Genomic DNA, 18,143 nt, shown 5'->3' with positions numbered 1-18,143 from the left:
TTGTTGGAGTTAGGAAATAAGCTAAAATCCTGCGGGCAAGGCCAGCAGCCGACATATAGCCATGTCGTGGCAGTCAAATGAAAGACAGGGAGTGGTGGGCGGCGCTATTCCGCCGGCTGGGGCACCAGGATAAACACGTCCTCGCCGGGACGCTTCATAATATATTTTTCACGGGCAAATTTTTCCAGTAGCTCAGGGCTGCTCAATAGCTCAGCCCGGTCTTTTTTCACTAATTCAATGTTGTTGAGGTAGTATTCCTTCTCGGCCTGCAGCTCGCGCCACTTGGCATACATATCATATTGCTTCAGCAAATCATTGGAGTCGAACACCAGCATCCAGACCAGAAACCCGGTTCCGGCCAGAAAATAAAAGCTCCGCAAAAAGCGGGGCACGCGCTGGAATAACTCTAGTAACTGCATAGCTCTCAAAGATAAAACAAAGGGCCCGGTCTGCACATAGACCGGGCCCTTTAAATTTTACTGGCAGCCGTGGAATTATCCAACAACTACCGGCGCACTACATCTTGCGGCCGGGGAAGTAGGCAATTTCGCCCAGCTCTTCCTCAATGCGCAGCAGCTGGTTGTACTTGGCCATCCGGTCGGAGCGCGAGGCCGAGCCGGTCTTGATCTGGCCGGTGTTCAGGGCCACGGCTAGGTCGGCAATGGTATTGTCCTCGGTTTCGCCCGAGCGGTGGCTCATGATGCTCTTGTAGCCGTTGCGGCGGCCCAGGTTTACGGCATCAATAGTTTCGGTGAGGGTGCCAATCTGGTTTACCTTGATCAGGATGGAGTTGGCAATCTTCTCGTCGATACCGCGCTGCAAACGCTGCACGTTGGTCACGAACAAGTCGTCACCCACCAGCTGGGTGGTGCTGCCAATGCTGTCGGTCAGGTTTTTCCAGCCGGTCCAGTCGTCCTCGTCCATACCATCCTCGATGCTGATGATGGGGTACTTCTTGGTCCAGTCGGTCCAGTAGGCCACCATTTCCGCCGAGGTCAGCTTGTCGCCGGTGCTTTTCTTGAAGTGGTAATGGCCGTCGGAGTAAAATTCGGAAGCAGCGGCATCCATGGCAATCATCACGTCGTCGCCGGGCTTGTAGCCAGCCTTTTCGATGGCCTGAATGACGATTTTGATGGCGTCCTCGTTGCTCTTGATGTTGGGTGCAAAGCCGCCCTCATCACCCACGTTGGTGCTGAAGCCCTGCTTTTTGAGCACGTCCTTGAGGTGGTGGAAAATCTCGGTACCCCAGCGCAAGGCTTCCGAGAAGGAAGGGGCGCCTACGGGCATAATCATGAACTCCTGGAAGTCGATGCTGTTGTCGGCGTGCGAGCCACCGTTCAGAATGTTCATCATCGGCACGGGCAGCGTGGTAGCACCCACGCCGCCAACGTAGCGGTAGAGCGGCATACCGGCTTCCTGGGCGGCAGCGCGGGCAATGGCCAGCGAAGCGCCCAGAATGGCGTTGGCACCGAGGTTAGCCTTGTTGGGCGTACCGTCAATTTCGAGCATGATCTTGTCGAGCAAACCCTGCTCGAATACCGAGAAGCCAATCAGCTCTTCGGCAATCTTGCTGTTCACGTTTTCCACTGCGTTCAGCACGCCCTTGCCCATGTACTTCGACTTGTCGTCGTCGCGCAGCTCCACGGCTTCGTGCTTGCCGGTGCTGGCCCCCGACGGCACCGCGGCGCGACCCACTACGCCGGATTCCGTGGTTACATCTACCTCGACGGTCGGATTACCGCGCGAATCAAAAATCTGCCGGGCATGGATGGCTGCTATAATGCTCATGTTGAAAGGAATTGTGGTGAGGAATTCGTTTCCGCAGCCGCCGAACCTAAACCTAGGCCCCACTTCCGGCTGCGGGGCCGAAAGGTAAGGAATTCACTTTGTACCCTCCTACCCTTCCAGCCACTTCCGAAATTCGGGCGTTTGGGCCGCGCTAGTGATAAGCGCAGTAGCACTATAGCGGATTTTGACGGCCAGCCGGTTGTTAAAATACGCTTCGGCTTTCTCCACGTAGGCAATATTGACCAGCTCACTCCGGTTGAGCCGGAAAAACCGGTTGGGGTCCAGCTGCTGCTCCAGCTCGGTGAGGGTGCCACCCAGCGGAAAGCGGCTGCCGGCCTTGTCCACCGCGAAAATAACCCCCTCATCGGCCTGCAGGTAGGCCACATCGTCCACGGCCAGCAGGTGCAGGTCGTTGCGCAGCCGCACTGAGAAGCGCTGCCGGTAGCTGCGAGCATTGTGCTGCAGGGCCTGCCGGAGCTCCTGCACCAGAGCCGGACTCAGCTGCGGCGCAGCCGGAGTTGCAAAGCTGTTTTTCATGGCCTGGTACTTGGCCAGCGTGGCTTCAAACTGCGGGTAGGTAAAGGGCTTAAGCAGGTAGGCAATGCCGTTGACCTGAAAGGCCTGGAGCAAAAACTGGTCGTAGGCCGTCAGGAAGATGATGGGGCAGGTAACGGCCACGCGGCGGTAGAGCTCAAACACGTTGCCGTCGAGCAGCTCAATATCGGAGAAAACCAGGTCGGGCATGGCATTGCCGATTAGCCAGGCCTGGGCCTTGGCTACGCTGCGCAGCACGGTGAGGCCCGCTACCGGCAGTTCCGATTGCTCCACAAACTGCCGCACGCGCAGGGCGGCCGGCTCTTCATCTTCCAGAATAAGAATCTGCATTGTCAAAAGTAAAGCTTACCGCGCACTGCTCACTACGGGCACCGTCACGCAGAATTCCGCATCCTGCCGCACCACCACGGGCCGGCCCGCCAGAATCTTGTACCGCTCCCGCAGGTTTTGCAGCCCGGTACGCGTCGATTCAGGCGGCGTGAGCTTGGGTAGGATCCGGTTGCTGACGGCCAGAGTTTCATTGTCAACCCGCAGGCGCACTACTAGAGGGTCATCTTCGTCGCCGCGGTTGTGCTTAATGGCGTTTTCCAGTAATATCTGCACCGTGCCCGGCACCACAAACAGCATATCGGGCGGCAGCGTGGTCAGCAGCTCCTGCTCGAAGCAGTAAGCGTCGCCGAAGCGCTGTTGCAGCAAGTAGATGTACTCGTGGGCAAACTGCAGCTCCTGGGCCAGGGTCACGAAGTCGTCGTCCTTGTGGCGAATCAGGTAGCGGTAGAGCGCCGCGAAACAGCTCAGGTAGTGGCTGGCCGCTTCCTTGTCCTGCTGAATCAGGCCGTGGAGAATGTTGAGGTTGTTGAAGAGAAAATGCGGGTCAATCTGGGCCTTGAGCAGGCGCAGCTCCATTTCCGTCTGGGCCTGGCTGGTTTGCAGCAGCCGCTTCTGCATATCGAAATACCGCTTACCGCTCAGCACAATTCCCAGGAAGCCGTAGCTCATGGCGTGCTGGGCCGCCCCGAAAAATACGGTCTGCCAGCTCCAGTTGGCCTCCAACCCGAATACGGCCGTGTAGCCCCCGTAGTACACGCTGCCGCTCAGCAACGGGAACAGCACCAACACAGCCAGCACTTTCCACCACCGGGGCCTTGCCAGCAACCTCGGCAACAGGCCGAATACCAGCAGCCCGACGGTCAGCGTATCCAGCACCATCGTAAACAGGATACCGCGCACGGAACCGGGCCAGCCAAACTGTGTCACGTAGGTCTGCAGAATAATGGGCACCGCCACCAGCCAATACGCCAGCAGCACGGCTATATCGGAGCGGGAAGGCCGCTCTACCAGAGAGTTCATAGTTTGCAGTATGTTCCGCCTCCACGTTGGCGGCGCAATATGCACGCTTTGCCCCCACGTTTCTACTGTTGTCAGCATCAGGGCCGCAGGGACTGCACCATTTCCGAGTCGCGCACCAGCACCAAGTACTGTACGTAGGCCGCCGCGGGTAGCTTCAGGTCGAACTGCATCTGCTGGGCTGCTGGAATGCCTGGCGCATACGTCACCCGAATTGGCTGGCGCACGGTAGCCGCCCCCGCAGCATCAAGCCGGAAGAGCGTGGTGCTGCCCGGCTTGGTTTGCGCCTTCAGCTCCTCGATGCCGCCAATGACCGTCAATGGCCCATCGTGGTTAAATTTGGTTGTGCTGCCATACACCTGCCCTTTCGTTTGCCAGGCCACGGGCAGGCCACTGTTGGGATACAGCATCCGGCATCCCGAAAACGCGCACATCACCGATACCACCTTGTCGTGCGCGGGCAGACTGCTTTGCCGCACCATGGCCGCAAACGTCGAGTAGCCTCCCTGCAACGGGCTTTGCAGCACGTGCGCCAGTCCCCATAGCCCGTACATTTTCCGGCCCGTCAGCTCTTTGGTCTGGCTCAACGCTTGGTAGTTGGCAAAAATGCTCTGCTCCCGGCCCAGCCCATCGGCGCGGTACGTAAGGTTGCGGAGCAAATGCTGGAGCGCCGGATAAGAGCCAGCCAGCCAAAACTTGTACGACTTGCGGTGCTGCTCCAGTTCACTCAGAGTGCGCCGGGCCACCGCCGCCAATACGGGAGAAGTTACTGGCTGCCGCATCAGCGTAAGCAGTGAGTCGCGCAGCGCAACCAGTCCAGGCGAGCCATACGTCTTTTTCCGCAGCAGATGATCCAGGTAGTCGGCGGCCAGCGGCATATCCTGCACTTCATCGAGCCCCATAAACTCAAACCGACGCTCCTCGGGCAGCGTCAGGTTCAGGGCCCGCAGCTTCCGGAACTTGTCGAACAGGTCCTTATTAGCCCACTGCGACTCTGCCTTCACCCAGCTACGAAACACCAGCCGCAGCGTGCTGTCGTTGCCGTTGCGCAGATAGTAGTTCAGGTAATAGGCTTTGGCGCAGTCAAACTCGCCAGCATAATAGCGCACGCCCGCCCGTTGGTTCAGGTGCTTGAACAGTATAAAGTCGAGTTCCTGGGGCCGGGCTACGCCGTGCGCCTCGCCCAGTAAAAACAGCTGGTTGGTATAAAAAGCCTTGTCAAACAGCCGGAAACTGGCATCTCCTAGTTCAATCGGCTCCTGTGGCACGCCGGCAAACACTGGCGCAGAACTTACCGATTGCGGTGCTTGGGCCTTCACGGTAGCATGCACGGTGAGCAGGAAGGCACCCAAAGCCAGTGAGCGGTAAAATGTGGTAAACAGAGGATTCATATAGTTGGCAGGCTAAGAGTGGAATGGATGCTCCAAAGCACGCCGCTTTCCCGGCCTTTTCCCGGCTACTGTTTTCCAATCCCCTGAAAATTTCCTTAAACTCAGGCAAATTTCCGTTGATGCACCGGCTTGCTTTTCCCAATGCCTAGTTGCTTACCAACAACCCATAAAAGCAAAAAGGGACGTGCCAGCCGGCACGTCCCTTTTTTATAAGTAGGTAGCTCGAAAACTACGAAGCAGCTTCTTCGCTTTTCTCGTCACGAGTTTCGCCTTCTTTCAGCGTTTCGGTCGGAGCATCCGTGACGGCAGCAGCCTCTTCGCTTACTACGGCGGCCGGAGCCTCGGTAGCAGCAGCTACTGGAGCAGCGGTTTCAGCCGTGTCAGCCTTCTTTTTGCTGCGCGAACGACGGGTAGTAGCTTTAGCCTCACCAGCAGTTTTGGCTTCCAACAACGTTTCGTTGTAGTCTACCAGCTCGATGATGCAGATTTCGGCGTTGTCACCCAGACGGTTGTCGCTCAGCTTGATGATGCGGGTATAGCCACCGGGACGGTTGGCAATTTTGCCAGCTACCGTGTCATACAGCTCCTTAATCGACTCTTTGTTCTGCAGCGTAGCGAATACGGTACGACGCGAGTGCGTGGTGTCGCTCTTCGACTTAGTCAGCAGGGGCTCTACGAACTTGCGCAGGGCTTTGGCTTTTGCAACGGTCGTCTCGATGCGCTTGTGCATGATCAGCGACGAAGCCATGTTTGACAGCATCGCGTTACGGTGGGAAGCGGTACGGCCGAGGTGGTTGATTTTTTTACCGTGTCTCATTGGTTTGTGCTTTACAGCATGAATGTGTGTGCTTGCGTAGGACGACCACGGCGGGCAGCCGAAGTGTAGTGGCTACCTCATTAGAACCGTCCTACCTCGGGCACACTGGTGAAAAGTGTTATTGAAGTATTGTATTAAAGCTGTCAGACAAGCAAAATGTGCTAATGCGGTGGTGGACGTCAGGCTAATTCTCATTAGCACATTACCCACATTTACCACATTAGCACATTATAATGCCTAGTCTTCGTCGAGGCGGTACTTGCCCAGATCCATCCCGAAGGTCAGACCTTTTTCCTCCACGAGGTTCTCAAGTTCGGTCAGCGACTTCTTACCGAAGTTGCGGAACTTCATCATGTCGCTCATGTCCAGCTGCACCAGCTCGCCGAGCGTCTTGATGTCGGCGGCCTTGAGGCAGTTGTAAGCACGTACGCTCAGGTCCATATCCGCCAGCGGCGTCTTCAGAACCTTACGCATGTGCAGCGTCTCTTCGTCTACCGTCTCTTCTTCTTCAGCTTTAGCCGTTTCGAAGGTCATGGTGTTGTCCGAGAACAGCATGAAGTGTTGAATCAGGATGTTGGCCGCACCTTTCAGCGCGTCCTCCGGATGAATCGAACCGTCCGTCTGAATCTCGATGAGGAGCTTCTCGTAGTCGGTTTTCTGCTCTACACGGGTATTCTCAATGCTGTACTTCACGTTCTTGATAGGCGTGAAGATGGCATCGATGGCAATTTGCCCGAACACCTGATCGGCAGGACGATTCTCTTCGGCCGGCACGTAGCCGCGACCTTTCTGAATCGTGAATTCAAATTCCAACTCGATTGCAGGGTCAATGTTACAGATAACCATCTCTGTATTGAGCACCTCGAAACCAGTCGAGAATTTGTTGATATCGCCGGCTTTAAACGTCTCCTGGCCCTTGATGCGGACCGTGATTTTGTCCTCAATGGCGTCGCTCACTTTCTTGAAGCGAACCTGCTTGAGGTTCAGGATGATTTCGGACATGTCCTCAATCACCCCTTCAATCGTCATGAACTCGTGCAACACACTGGAAGTGCGGACCGACGTAATGGCGTAGCCCTCCAGCGACGACAGCAGGATGCGGCGCAATGCGTTGCCGATCGTGACGCCGTAGCCTTTCTCCAGCGGTTTGAATTCAAATGTTCCGTAGAAGTCGTCGGATTTCTCCATCACTACTTTCTCCGGCATTTGAAAAGCTAAGATTGACATAAGTGGGGCTTTAAAAATACAACAAGGAAAAAACGAAGTAAGAACCCGACCATAAGCCGGGTTCCAGTAATTACTTCGAGTAAAGCTCGACGATGAGCTGCTCCGTGATTTTCTCCGGAATCAGGTCACGCGAGGGGGCGTTCAAGAACTTGCCCACCAATTCCTTGCCGTCCCACTCCAGCCACGAGAAAGCACGCGCGTTGCGGGCACTCAGGCTGGTGGTGATGGCTTCCAAAGACTTCGACTTTTCGCGAACAGCTACTACGTCACCAGCGCGGAGCTTGTACGAAGCAATGTTTACTACTTCATCGTTTACCGTGATGTGCTTGTGCAGTACGAGCTGACGGGCAGCACGACGGGTCGGAGCAATGCCGAAACGATATACCGTGTTGTCCAGCCGCGACTCGAGCAGACCGAGCAGGTTGTCACCGGTGATACCGGGCAGCGCTGCAGCTTTGTGGAACAGGTTTTCGAATTGCTTCTCCAGTACACCGTACATGTACTTCACTTTCTGCTTCTCCATCAACTGCACAGCGTATTCCGACTGCTTCTTGCGGCGGCCACGGCCGTGCTGGCCTGGAGGGTAGTTCTTTTTGTTGAGTGCCTTGCTTGGGCCGAAGATTGGCTCTGCGAAGCGACGGGCAATCTTGGTTTTAGGACCAGTATAACGTGCCATTTCGGGGTATTTGAGTTTTTCAGGGGTTGAACCACGCGTGTCGGGCTCCTCGGATGCGGCTCACACGTAGTGCAAGCCGGATCGGAAACCCGACACAGGGGCGAACCAAATAGTTCGCGAGTTCAGTATATCAGACGCGACGACGCTTAGGAGGACGGCAGCCGTTGTGCGGCAGCGGGGTCACGTCGCGGATGGTGGTTACCTCAATGCCCACGTTCTGGAGGGTACGGATAGCCGACTCACGGCCAGCGCCCGGACCTTTCACGAATACTTCGGCTTTGCGCATGCCCAGGTCGTGGGCAACTTTGGCGCAATCCGTAGCTGCCATCTGGGCAGCGTAGGGCGTGTTCTTCTTAGAACCTTTGAAACCCATCTTACCAGCTGATGCCCAGGAAATAACCTGGCCATTGTTGTTGGTGATGGAGATGATGATGTTGTTGAAGGAAGCCTTGATGTGAATCTGGCCAATCTGCTCAACAATGACAACGCGCTTTTTAGCCTTGTCTTTTCTTTTTTGTGCCATTTGGTTATCGCAAAAACTGCGGAAGGTGTTGAAGCCGGTTCAGAATCCTGAACCGGCTTCGATTCCCGCTACAATTTATTTAGTAGCTTTTTTCTTGTTGGCAACGGTCTTCCGTTTGCCTTTGCGCGTCCGCGAATTGTTCTTGGTACGCTGACCACGAACTGGCAGACCTTTACGGTGACGCAGACCACGGTAGCAACCGATGTCCATCAGGCGCTTGATGTTCAGCTGCACTTCCGAGCGCAGAACACCTTCAGTCTTTACTTCCGCGGCAATGATGCTACGGATTTCGCCAGCTTCCGCTTCCGTCCAGTCCTTCACTTTCTTGCTGAGGTCGATGCCGGCCTTAGTCAGGATTTTCTGAGCGGATGAACGGCCGATGCCGAAAATGTAGGTCAGCGCGATTTCACCGCGCTTGTTGTCCGGGATATCTACCCCTGCAATACGAGCCATTTGCTTTCTTAAAAAGTCTGGTGCTACTAACCCTGACGCTGTTTGAAGCGTGGGTTCTTTTTGTTGATGACGTAGAGCTTGCCGTTGCGGCGAACAAGCTTACAGTCAACGCTGCGTTTCTTGACCGAGGTTTTGACTTTCATGTCGTCGGGTTATTTGTAACGGTAAACAATTCGGCCCTTCGACAAGTCGTAAGGGGACATTTCCAGCTTCACCTTATCGCCCGGCAGGATTTTGATGTAGTGCATTCGCATTTTGCCCGAAATGTGAGCAACGAGCTGGTGGCCGTTTTCTAACTCCACGCGGAACATGGCGTTTGAGAGGGCTTCCAGAATGACTCCGTCCTGTTCAATGGAGGATTGTTTGGCCATAAGGCTACTGTAAGGCTTTTTCTATGTATTCAAAGGAAGTGAGAATCTCCGCTTTGTCTTTACGTACTACGACTGTGTGCTCAAAATGCGCTGAAGGTTTGAAATCCTTGGTTCGGATAGTCCAGCCATCCTTCTCCTGAATCACACTCTTCGTTCCCAGATTCACCATGGGCTCAATGGCCAGCACCAGCCCCGTCTGCAACTTAAGGCCCGCCCCACGTTTACCGTAGTTTGGTACTTCTGGCCGCTCGTGGAGCTTCTGACCAATTCCGTGGCCCACAAGTTCCCGCACTACTCCATAGCCCTGTTTCTCAACGTGGTTCTGGATGGCATAGCCCAGGTCGCCCATTCGGTTGCCTGCCACTGCCTGTTCAATGCCCAGATACAGCGACTTTTTGGTTTCTTCCAGAAGCTTGAGCACTTCCGGCGCCACTTCCCCTACCGGGTAGGTGTAAGCACTATCGGCATGGTAGCCGTTCAACAACACTCCGCAGTCTACCGATACAACATCCCCGCTCTTCAGCTGGTAGTCACCCGGGAAACCGTGCACCACAACCGAATTTGGTGAGATGCAGAGACTGTATTCAAAACCGTTATACCCTTTGAAAGAAGGTTGCCCGCCATGGTCCCGGATGAATTCCTCGGCCCGCTGATCAAGTGCGCGCGTTGTAACTCCTTCCTTAATCATGCCCGCAACTTCTCCGTGGGCTTGAGCCAGCACTTTCGCACTAGCCCGGATGAGTTCTATTTCTTCTTCGGTCTTGTAAATGATCATGACCGAATTAGGAGGCCAAAGCTACGTTTGGAGTAGAACGCCCCCGTAGTTTGCCAGTCTTCATCATACCATCGTAATGACGCATCAGCAGGTAGCTCTCAACTTGGTTTAGCGTATCCAATACCACCCCAACCATGATGATCAGCGAAGTGCCACCATAGAAAGCGGAGAACGGACGCGTAACACCAGCCAACAGGGCCAAAGCCGGGAAGATGGCTATGAGCGCCAGCACAATTGCACCGGGCAGAGTAATGTGTGTCAGAATCTCATCGATATGCTCCGAGGTATCACGACCGGGTTTCACCCCAGGCACAAAACCACCACTGCGTTTCAGGTCATCCGCAATCTGGTTGGGGTTGACACTAATGGCCGTGTAGAAGTAAGTAAAGACGATGATTAGCGTAGCAAAAACTAGGTTATACTGCCAGGAAGTATAGTCCGAAAACTTCTGTCCTACTGTAGCAGCAAAATCACTATCTGCCTGCCATACTGAAGCTACAATGGCGGGCACAAACATCAGCGACTGAGCGAAGATAATCGGCATTACACCGGCAGCATTCACCTTAAGAGGAATGAACTGCCGCTGGGCATTGAGTTGCGTTGTACCGCCCACCTGCTTGGCATACTGCACCGGAATCCGGCGCACAGCCTGCGTCAGTACGATTACGGCCATTACGACCAGGAACAACACTACGAGTTCAATCAGGAAGATCAACGAGCCACGCATGCCTTTAGCAGCAGCCTCGCCAATAATAGCGCCAGGGAAACGCGACACAATCCCGATCATAATGATCATGGAAATGCCGTTGCCGATACCCTTATCCGTAATCTTTTCTCCTAGCCACATGCAAAACAGCGTTCCAGCTGTGATGATGAGCATCGTTGAAAAGGTAAAAAACGGACCGGGAGCAATAATAGCTTCCGCGTTGATGGTTGCAATAAAGCCGACCGACTGAGCCATTACAATCGGAATCGTGAGAATCCGGGTGTACTGGTTGATCTTTTTACGACCTGACTCGCCTTCTTTCTGTAGCTTCTGGAAATAAGGAACTGCAATGGTCAGCAGTTGCAATACAATAGAGGCTGAGATATAGGGCATAATGCCCAAAGCAAAGATCGAAGCATGGCTGAATGCACCGCCCAGCAGCGTATCCAGAATGCCGAACAGACCTTCGGCGCCTCCCTGCTTCAAGCGAGCAGGGTCAACGCCGGGAAGCACCACGTAGGAACCCAGCCGATAGATGGCAATGAAAAAAAGCGTATTGAAGATCCGCGTACGCAGATCTTCAATCGCAAAAATGTTCTTTATCGTTTCGATAAACTTTTTCATCGCCGATAAGACTTTACAGCGTCACAGCTTTACCACCGGCTTTCTCAATGGCTTCAACAGCCGACTTCGAGAATGCGTGGGCATGAACTTCCAGAGCGGTAGTAACCTCACCACGACCCAGGATTTTGATTTTGGCGTTTTTCGACACCAGGCCAGCTGATACGAAGTAAGCAACATCCATGGTGGAAGTGCTGTTCTTTTCGTTCAGGCTGGTGAGAGCATCCAGATTGATGCCTTTGTACTCAACGCGGTTGATGTTCTTGAAACCGAACTTCGGAACGCGACGCTGCAGAGGCATCTGGCCACCTTCGAAGCCTGACTTCTTGGAGTAACCCGAACGCGACTTTTGACCTTTGTGGCCACGCGTCGACGTGCCGCCGCGGCCGGAACCCGTACCGCGACCGAGACGCTTGTTATTGCGCGTCGAGCCAACAGCGGGGGATAGATTGCTGAGATTCATATCGAGGGAAATCCTAGAGTTCAGTTACTTCCAAGAGGTGCTGCACAGCGGCTACCATACCGGCTACCTGAGGCGTGTTTTCCACGGCCTTCGTGCTACCAATTTTACCGAGGCCCAGGGCCTTTACGGTACGCTTTTGACGCTCGGGGCGGTCAATAACGCTTTTCACGAGTTTAATTTGGATCTGCGCCATCTCTGCTTAACCGTTGAAAACTTGGGAAAGAGTGATACCACGCTGCTGAGCAATCTGCATCGGGTCGCGCATCTTCAGGAGAGCGTCGAAGGTTGCCTTTACTACGTTGTGGGGGTTCGAAGAACCTTTAGACTTAGCAAGCACGTCCTTGATACCAGCGCTTTCAAATACTGCACGCATAGCACCACCAGCAATTACGCCGGTACCAGCTGCTGCTGGCTGTACCAATACGAAGCCACCCGAATATTTGCCTTCCATTACGTGGGGAACAGTGTGCTTATACAGCGGCACTTTCACCAGGTTCTTTTTGGCGTCGTCGATACCTTTGGCAATAGCGTCGGTAACTTCGTTGGCTTTGCCGAGGCCGAAACCTACGGTGCCGTTGCCGTCACCTACTACTACGATAGCCGAGAAGCTGAAGCGACGACCACCTTTTACTACTTTGGCAACACGGTTGATAGCGACTACCTTCTCTTTCAGATCGGATTCGCCGGCGCGGGGCGCCTGGTCACGGTTGCCGCCACGGTCATTGCCACCACCCCGACGGTCATTACCGCCACGGTCATTGCCACCACCACGGGGGTTATTGTTGAATTCTGCCATGATGATTTAGAAATTGAGGCCGCCTTCGCGGGCTCCTTCTGCCAATGATTTTACGCGGCCGTGGTAGAGGTAACCCGAACGGTCAAATACCACTTTCGAAATTCCTTTTTCCTGAGCACGGGAGGCAAGTTCTTTACCTACTGCGGCAGCCAGGGCGACTCCGTTGCCCTCTTCCACCGAAACGTGCTTCGAGGAAGCAGCCGCCAACGTACGGCCAGTGGTGTCGTCAATAATCTGAGCATAGATGCCCGTATTGCTGCGGAACACTGACAAACGTGGACGCTCGGACGTGCCAGCCACCTTAGTGCGGATGATGCGCTGGATCCGTTTTCTTCTAGTTGCTTTATCGAAAGCCATGATGCGAAATTATTTCGAAGCCGTTTTACCAGCCTTACGACGAATTTGCTCACCCACGAAACGCACGCCTTTGCCTTTGTAAGGCTCAACTTTGCGCAGCGAGCGAATCTTAGCAGCTACCTGACCCAGCAATTGGTTATCAATGCTGTTCAGCGTAACGATTGGGTTCTTACCCTTTTCCGTCAGGGCTGTAGCCGTAACTTCTTTGGGCAAGGCCAGGAAGATGTTGTGCGAGTAACCCAGCGACAATTCCAGCGTAGTGCCGGCCATTGCTGCTTTGTAACCTACACCTACCAGCTCCAGCTTCAGCTCAAAACCGTTGCTTACACCATTGACCATATTGTTGATCAACGAGCGGTACAAACCGTGCATGGCCTTGTGGCGCTTCTGCTCAGTAGGACGCTCAACAACCAGCTGGCCATCGGCTTGGGTAAGGGTGATGTCGCGGTCAACCGGAGTAGTCAGGGTGCCTTTCGGGCCCTTCACCGTTACGGTGTTTTCGTTGCTTACTTCAACCTGAACGCCCGAAGGCAGGTTGATCGGCAGTTTACCAATGCGTGACATAGTCTCGTTTTTCCTCGATTAGTAAACGTGGCACAATACTTCACCACCCACGTTCTGGGCTTTCGCCTCTTTCTCCGTCATTACCCCTTTCGAGGTAGAGAGGATAGCAATACCCAAGCCGCTCAATACGCGGGGCATGTTCTCCACGTCAGCATACTTACGCAGACCGGGCGAGCTTACGCGCTCCAGTTTGGTAATAGCAGGCTGCTTCGTAGTCGGGTTGTACTTCAAGGCAATCTTGATGGTGCCCTGTACCGAAGAGTCATCAAAGCGGTAGCTCTGGATATAACCCTTATGGTAAAGCACTTTCGTGATTTCCTTCTTGATGTTGCTGGCCGGAATTTCGACTACCCGGTGGTTTGCCTTGATGGCATTGCGCACCCGGGTCAGGAAGTCGGCAATTGGATCTGTATTCATTGTGTAGATGAGAGCAGCCCGTTTTTTAGGGAGCCGCAAAGATATGAAAATTTCGCCGCCATTTGAAAGTGGCGACGAAATTTTCGGTTAAGACTACTTGGCTCGACTTACTTAGGCTCGGCCAATGGTTTCTTTCGGCAACCTGCCAAATATCACTGCCTTAGGATAAGTAAGGCAAAAGCTGTATTACCAGCTCGACTTCGTTACGCCGGGGATCTTACCAGCCAAAGCCATTTCGCGGAACGTAACGCGGCTGATGCCGAATTTACGCATGTAGCCACGAGGACGACCGTTGATCTTGTCCCGGTTGTGGACGCGTACGGGCGAGGCGTTGCGGGGCAACTTGTCCAGGCCTTCGTAGTCGCCGGCGGCTTTCAGAGCCTTACGCTTCTCAGCGTAACGTTCTACCGTGGCGATGCGCTTTCTTTCTCTTGCTTTGACGGATTCCTTAGCCATTGTTTTCTTTCTTGGCGTTAGCGAACGGCATTCCGAAAGCTTTGAGGAGCTCGTAGCTCTGCTCGTCGTTTTCAGCCGACGTTACGAAGGTAATGTCCATACCCGAGATTGACTTGATCTTGTCGATCGAAATCTCAGGAAAAATGATCTGCTCCTTGATACCGAGGGTATAGTTACCCCGGCCGTCAAAGCCTTTGTCGTTGATGCCTTTGAAGTCACGAACCCGGGGGAGCGCAACCGTCAGCAAACGGTCCATGAATTCGTACATCTGCTCACCGCGCAACGTTACGCGGGCGCCGATTGGCATACCCTCACGGAGTTTGAAGTTAGACACCGAACGCTTGGCGATGGTAGGAACAGCTTTCTGACCGGTAATGGTCGTCAGCTCATCCACACCATTGTCAACCAGCTTCTTGTCGGCTACTGCCGAACCAATACCACGGTTGATGCAGATCTTGGTGATGCGTGGTACCTGCATGATGCTCTTGAACTGGAATTTCTCCTGGAGCGCGGGTACTACTTCTTTTTGATATATATCTTTCAGTCGGGCCATTGTCGTCGTACCGGGTTAGGCGTTTTTCGATTCAACTGCCTTCACGTTGGATACGTGGATGGGAGCTTCGATCTTGGTGATACCCCCTTGCGGGTTTTTAGCACTGGGTTTATTGTGCTTGGTCACCAAGTTCAGGCCTTCCACGATAACGCGCTGCGTTGAACGGTTTACCGACTTGATAACGCCGGTCTTGCCACGCTCATCACCAGCAATTACCAGAACGGTATCACCGGTTTTGACGTGCAGTTTCACGGGCTGAGCTTTCGTCTTCGTTGCCATATGCTTAGAGAACTTCAGGAGCTAGTGAAACAATCTTCATGAACTGACGCTCACGCAACTCACGAGCTACTGGGCCGAAAATACGGGTACCACGGGGCTCATCGTTGTTGTTAAGCAGCACGGCGGCGTTGTCGTCAAAGCGGATGTACGAACCGTCTTTGCGGCGTACTTCCTTCTTTGTGCGAACTACCACAGCCTTCGATACAGTGCCTTTCTTGGCATTGCCGGAAGGAATAGCCGACTTGATCGAAACGACGATCTTGTCGCCTACGCTGGCGTATTTCTTGCCCGTGCCACCGAGGACACGAATGCAGAGAACTTCTTTGGCGCCGCTGTTATCAGCGACGGTCAGACGGGATTCTTGCTGTATCATCTTATTTGGCGCGTTCTACAATTTCTACCAATCTCCAGCGCTTGTTCTTGCTCAGCGGGCGGGTCGACATGATGCGAACCGTGTCGCCTTCGCCACACTCGTTACTTTCGTCGTGAGCCATAAACTTGGTCGACTTGGTAACGAACTTGCCGTAGATCGGGTGTTTCATTTTGCTTTCTACTACTACCGTGATGGATTTATCCATTTTGGCAGAAGTTACGCGCCCGATGATTTCTTTCCGCAGGTTCCGCTCTTCGGCGGTAGTAGCCTGCTGTTCTTCGTTGGTTGCCATCGTTATTTAGCAGTTTGGTTTGCCTGCTCGTTTTCGCGACGGGTCAACTCAGTCTTCAGACGAGCTACGTTACGGCGGCTATGCTTCAGGCGAACTGGGTTTTCCAGGGGCGAAATAGCATGCGCAAAACGCAATGCCTGGCCACCGGCTTGTTCAGTCTTGATTTGCTCCTTCAGCGCTTCTAGCGAAAGGGCTTGGATTTCTGCGTTCTTCATCTTACTTGTTCTCTTCGTAGTCGCGACGAACAACAAACTTAGTTTTCACTGGCAGTTTCTGCGCAGCTAAACGCAGGGATTCCTGAGCCACTTCCAGCGGCACGCCATCCGATTCGAACATGATGGTACCGGGCTTCACGCAGGCTACCCAATATTCTGGGGAACCCTTACCCTTACCCATGCGAACTTCAGCGGGCTTCTTGGTGATAGGCTTATCTGGAAAAATACGGATCCATACTTGACCTTCACGTTTCATGGCGCGGGTCATGGCGATACGGGCTGCCTCAATCTGACGAGCCGTAATCCAAGCCACTTCCAACGATTTGATAGCGAAGGAACCGAAGTCTATGGAGCTGCCGCGGAAGGCCAAGCCTGTCACGCGACCCTTTTGCATCTTGCGATACTTGGTCCGTTTCGGTTGTAACATGAGTTATTGAAAATTGAAATTTCAGAAAAGGAAAAAGGACTAGCGACGTGGGCCGCCCTGACCACCGCCACGGTTGGCACCACCACCGGCACCGGGAGCACCGCCACCGCGACGCTGACCACCACCTGCGGCACCACCGCCACCCTGACCACCACGGTTATCACCGCCACGGTCATTGCGTGGGCCACGTGGGCCACGGTCACCACCACGGTCGTTACGGTCGCCACGTGGGCCACGGTCGTTGCCGCCGCGCGTATCGTTACCTTGGTTAGCAGGCTGCTGGTTCGGCGACAAGTCAGGCTTGCCAAATACCTCACCACGCATGATCCACACCTTGATGCCGATCTTGCCATATACGGTCTGAGCCTCCGACAAAGCGTAGTCGATATCAGCGCGCAGCGTGTGCAGCGGCGTACGACCTTCTTTGTACTGCTCGGAACGGGCAATTTCAGCACCACCCAGACGGCCACCGCACTGAATCTTGATGCCTTCGGCACCAACACGCATTGCAGCCTGAATCGACATCTTCATGGCGCGACGGAACGAGATACGAGCCTGGAGCTGCTGAGCAATGCTCTCGCCTACCAGTTTCGCGTCGAGCTCGGGACGCTTAATTTCGAAGATGTTGATCTGAACGTCCTTGCTAGTGATCTGCTTCAGCTCGTCCTTGATTTTATCAACCTCTGCACCGCCTTTACCGATTACCACACCCGGACGAGCCGTGTTGATGGTGATGGTGATACGCTTCAGAGTACGCTCAATCACGATGCGGCTAATGCCACCTTTCGGGATACGAGCCATGATGTATTTGCGGATTTTTTCGTCCTCAACCAGCTTGTCGGCAAAGTCCTTGCCGCCGTACCAGTTCGAGTCCCACCCTTTGATGACGCCCAGACGGAAGCCAACCGGATTTACTTTCTGTCCCATAGTGCTTATGCGGTGGCTTCAGCCGAGGTTTCGTTGGATTTCTTAGCTGAGCTACGACGAGTAGTTTTTTTCGGAGCTTCAGCAACAGCGTCAGTAGCAGGTTTGGTTTCAGCAGCCTGCTTTACAGCAGCCTTGCTTCCCAGTGCTTCTACTTTCGTGTCGATAGTCAGCGTCACGTGGTTGCTACGCTTGCGGATGCGGTGACCACGACCCTGAGGGGCGGGGCGCAGACGCTTCAGCTGACGTCCTTCATCAACGAAAATCTCTTTGATGTAGAGGTTAGCATCCTCGATGCGCTCGTCCTCGTTCTTCTGCTGCCAGTTGGCCAAAGCCGACAGGAGCAGTTTCTCGATTTTCTCAGCACCCGAGTTAGCTTCGAATTTCAGCAAGCCCAAGGCGCGGGTCACTTTCTGACCACGTACCAGGTTGGCTACCATGCGCATCTTGCGAGGCGAGGTAGGCACATTGCGGAGTTTAGCGGTAGCTTCCATCTTAGCGCTTGCCTTTATCTTTCTTGGCGATATGGCCACGGAAGTTACGGGTCGGGGCAAACTCACCGAGTTTGTGACCTACCATATTCTCCGTTACATACACCGGGATGAACTTATTGCCGTTGTGAACGGCGAAGGTGTGGCCTACGAAGTCGGGCGAAATCATCGAGCGGCGAGACCAGGTCTTCACCACCGACTTTTTGCCGGAATCTTCCATTGCCGTGACTTTCTTCTCGAGCCGGAAGTCAATGTACGGCCCTTTTTTTAGCGAACGTGCCATTGG

The 18,143-nt window shown here is 54.1% G+C and carries 30 protein-coding genes; all 30 read right to left on the bottom strand.

What is annotated here, in order from left to right; genetic code table 11:
- Positions 1 to 104: 104 nt before the first annotated feature.
- A complete protein-coding gene (locus tag LGH74_RS03865; protein ID WP_226172206.1) occupies positions 105 to 419 on the bottom strand; it encodes an FtsB family cell division protein in 315 nt (104 codons plus the stop codon).
- Between the two features lie 97 nt (positions 420 to 516).
- Complete coding sequence (eno, locus tag LGH74_RS03860) at positions 517 to 1,788, bottom strand: phosphopyruvate hydratase (RefSeq protein ID WP_226172203.1); 1,272 nt, start codon at positions 1,786 to 1,788, stop codon at positions 517 to 519.
- Positions 1,789 to 1,896: 108 nt separating this feature from the next.
- Positions 1,897 to 2,673 (bottom strand): LytR/AlgR family response regulator transcription factor, encoded by a 777-nt coding sequence (locus LGH74_RS03855; protein WP_226172201.1) that lies wholly within the window; start codon positions 2,671 to 2,673, stop codon positions 1,897 to 1,899.
- A gap of 15 nt (positions 2,674 to 2,688) precedes the next feature.
- Entirely contained in the window at positions 2,689 to 3,693 is a 1,005-nt protein-coding gene (locus LGH74_RS03850) for a sensor histidine kinase (protein WP_226172199.1), read from the bottom strand.
- 77 nt (positions 3,694 to 3,770) lie between these two features.
- On the bottom strand, positions 3,771 to 5,081 hold the full coding sequence (locus LGH74_RS03845) for a TraB/GumN family protein (protein ID WP_226172187.1): 1,311 nt from the start codon (positions 5,079 to 5,081) through the stop codon (positions 3,771 to 3,773).
- Positions 5,082 to 5,310: 229 nt separating this feature from the next.
- Positions 5,311 to 5,898 carry a 50S ribosomal protein L17 gene (gene rplQ, locus LGH74_RS03840; protein ID WP_226172184.1) on the bottom strand — a complete coding sequence of 196 codons (588 nt, stop codon included), beginning with the start codon at positions 5,896 to 5,898 and terminating at the stop codon, positions 5,311 to 5,313.
- Positions 5,899 to 6,135: 237 nt separating this feature from the next.
- Positions 6,136 to 7,125, bottom strand: coding sequence for a DNA-directed RNA polymerase subunit alpha (locus LGH74_RS03835; protein WP_226172181.1), 990 nt, complete (start codon positions 7,123 to 7,125; stop codon positions 6,136 to 6,138).
- A gap of 70 nt (positions 7,126 to 7,195) precedes the next feature.
- Positions 7,196 to 7,801, bottom strand: a complete 606-nt coding sequence (gene rpsD, locus LGH74_RS03830) for a 30S ribosomal protein S4 (protein ID WP_226172178.1) — start codon at positions 7,799 to 7,801, stop codon at positions 7,196 to 7,198.
- A 130-nt stretch (positions 7,802 to 7,931) separates the two neighbouring features.
- Positions 7,932 to 8,324, bottom strand: a complete 393-nt coding sequence (rpsK, locus tag LGH74_RS03825) for a 30S ribosomal protein S11 (RefSeq protein WP_226172169.1) — start codon at positions 8,322 to 8,324, stop codon at positions 7,932 to 7,934.
- Positions 8,325 to 8,399: 75 nt separating this feature from the next.
- Positions 8,400 to 8,777 (bottom strand): 30S ribosomal protein S13, encoded by a 378-nt coding sequence (gene rpsM / locus LGH74_RS03820; RefSeq protein ID WP_226172164.1) that lies wholly within the window; start codon positions 8,775 to 8,777, stop codon positions 8,400 to 8,402.
- A gap of 26 nt (positions 8,778 to 8,803) precedes the next feature.
- Entirely contained in the window at positions 8,804 to 8,920 is a 117-nt protein-coding gene (gene rpmJ / locus LGH74_RS03815; RefSeq protein ID WP_046246595.1) for a 50S ribosomal protein L36, read from the bottom strand.
- 9 nt (positions 8,921 to 8,929) lie between these two features.
- Entirely contained in the window at positions 8,930 to 9,148 is a 219-nt protein-coding gene (gene infA, locus LGH74_RS03810) for a translation initiation factor IF-1 (protein ID WP_086592757.1), read from the bottom strand.
- A gap of 4 nt (positions 9,149 to 9,152) precedes the next feature.
- A complete protein-coding gene (gene map, locus LGH74_RS03805; protein WP_226172157.1) occupies positions 9,153 to 9,923 on the bottom strand; it encodes a type I methionyl aminopeptidase in 771 nt (256 codons plus the stop codon).
- Between the two features lie 7 nt (positions 9,924 to 9,930).
- Complete coding sequence (gene secY, locus LGH74_RS03800; RefSeq protein ID WP_226172154.1) at positions 9,931 to 11,253, bottom strand: preprotein translocase subunit SecY; 1,323 nt, start codon at positions 11,251 to 11,253, stop codon at positions 9,931 to 9,933.
- 13 nt (positions 11,254 to 11,266) lie between these two features.
- A complete protein-coding gene (gene rplO / locus LGH74_RS03795; RefSeq protein WP_135464449.1) occupies positions 11,267 to 11,713 on the bottom strand; it encodes a 50S ribosomal protein L15 in 447 nt (148 codons plus the stop codon).
- Between the two features lie 13 nt (positions 11,714 to 11,726).
- A complete protein-coding gene (gene rpmD, locus LGH74_RS03790; protein WP_100337296.1) occupies positions 11,727 to 11,906 on the bottom strand; it encodes a 50S ribosomal protein L30 in 180 nt (59 codons plus the stop codon).
- Positions 11,907 to 11,912: 6 nt separating this feature from the next.
- Entirely contained in the window at positions 11,913 to 12,509 is a 597-nt protein-coding gene (gene rpsE, locus LGH74_RS03785; RefSeq protein ID WP_226172151.1) for a 30S ribosomal protein S5, read from the bottom strand.
- A 6-nt stretch (positions 12,510 to 12,515) separates the two neighbouring features.
- Complete coding sequence (rplR, locus tag LGH74_RS03780; protein ID WP_100337295.1) at positions 12,516 to 12,866, bottom strand: 50S ribosomal protein L18; 351 nt, start codon at positions 12,864 to 12,866, stop codon at positions 12,516 to 12,518.
- A gap of 9 nt (positions 12,867 to 12,875) precedes the next feature.
- Positions 12,876 to 13,430, bottom strand: a complete 555-nt coding sequence (gene rplF, locus LGH74_RS03775; RefSeq protein WP_226172148.1) for a 50S ribosomal protein L6 — start codon at positions 13,428 to 13,430, stop codon at positions 12,876 to 12,878.
- 18 nt (positions 13,431 to 13,448) lie between these two features.
- Positions 13,449 to 13,847: a 30S ribosomal protein S8 gene (gene rpsH / locus LGH74_RS03770; protein WP_226172145.1), complete on the bottom strand. Its 399-nt coding sequence runs from the start codon at positions 13,845 to 13,847 to the stop codon at positions 13,449 to 13,451.
- Between the two features lie 186 nt (positions 13,848 to 14,033).
- On the bottom strand, positions 14,034 to 14,303 hold the full coding sequence (gene rpsN / locus LGH74_RS03765) for a 30S ribosomal protein S14 (RefSeq protein ID WP_135464447.1): 270 nt from the start codon (positions 14,301 to 14,303) through the stop codon (positions 14,034 to 14,036).
- Entirely contained in the window at positions 14,296 to 14,856 is a 561-nt protein-coding gene (gene rplE, locus LGH74_RS03760; RefSeq protein ID WP_226172142.1) for a 50S ribosomal protein L5, read from the bottom strand. The genes rpsN and rplE overlap by 8 nt, the downstream gene beginning before the upstream one ends.
- Before the next feature lie 15 nt (positions 14,857 to 14,871).
- Positions 14,872 to 15,135, bottom strand: a complete 264-nt coding sequence (gene rplX / locus LGH74_RS03755) for a 50S ribosomal protein L24 (RefSeq protein ID WP_100337290.1) — start codon at positions 15,133 to 15,135, stop codon at positions 14,872 to 14,874.
- 4 nt (positions 15,136 to 15,139) lie between these two features.
- Entirely contained in the window at positions 15,140 to 15,508 is a 369-nt protein-coding gene (gene rplN / locus LGH74_RS03750; protein ID WP_073107059.1) for a 50S ribosomal protein L14, read from the bottom strand.
- Position 15,509: 1 nt separating this feature from the next.
- Positions 15,510 to 15,800 carry a 30S ribosomal protein S17 gene (gene rpsQ, locus LGH74_RS03745; RefSeq protein ID WP_226172139.1) on the bottom strand — a complete coding sequence of 97 codons (291 nt, stop codon included), beginning with the start codon at positions 15,798 to 15,800 and terminating at the stop codon, positions 15,510 to 15,512.
- 2 nt (positions 15,801 to 15,802) lie between these two features.
- A complete protein-coding gene (gene rpmC, locus LGH74_RS03740; protein ID WP_226172132.1) occupies positions 15,803 to 16,015 on the bottom strand; it encodes a 50S ribosomal protein L29 in 213 nt (70 codons plus the stop codon).
- A gap of 1 nt (position 16,016) precedes the next feature.
- A complete protein-coding gene (rplP, locus tag LGH74_RS03735; protein WP_135496044.1) occupies positions 16,017 to 16,442 on the bottom strand; it encodes a 50S ribosomal protein L16 in 426 nt (141 codons plus the stop codon).
- 39 nt (positions 16,443 to 16,481) lie between these two features.
- The gene (gene rpsC, locus LGH74_RS03730; RefSeq protein ID WP_226172129.1) at positions 16,482 to 17,369 is read right to left on the bottom strand and encodes a 30S ribosomal protein S3; all 888 of its coding nucleotides are present in this window, start codon (positions 17,367 to 17,369) and stop codon (positions 16,482 to 16,484) included.
- 5 nt (positions 17,370 to 17,374) lie between these two features.
- The gene (rplV, locus tag LGH74_RS03725; RefSeq protein ID WP_100337284.1) at positions 17,375 to 17,860 is read right to left on the bottom strand and encodes a 50S ribosomal protein L22; all 486 of its coding nucleotides are present in this window, start codon (positions 17,858 to 17,860) and stop codon (positions 17,375 to 17,377) included.
- Position 17,861: 1 nt separating this feature from the next.
- Positions 17,862 to 18,140 carry a 30S ribosomal protein S19 gene (gene rpsS / locus LGH74_RS03720; protein WP_044515463.1) on the bottom strand — a complete coding sequence of 93 codons (279 nt, stop codon included), beginning with the start codon at positions 18,138 to 18,140 and terminating at the stop codon, positions 17,862 to 17,864.
- Positions 18,141 to 18,143: the final 3 nt, after the last annotated feature.

The sequence above is a fragment of the Hymenobacter lucidus genome (genome assembly GCF_020447265.1).
Lineage (GTDB): Bacteria > Bacteroidota > Bacteroidia > Cytophagales > Hymenobacteraceae > Hymenobacter > Hymenobacter lucidus.
Note: the sequence above shows the minus strand (reverse complement) of the source record. Positions and strands in the feature narration are given on the sequence as shown.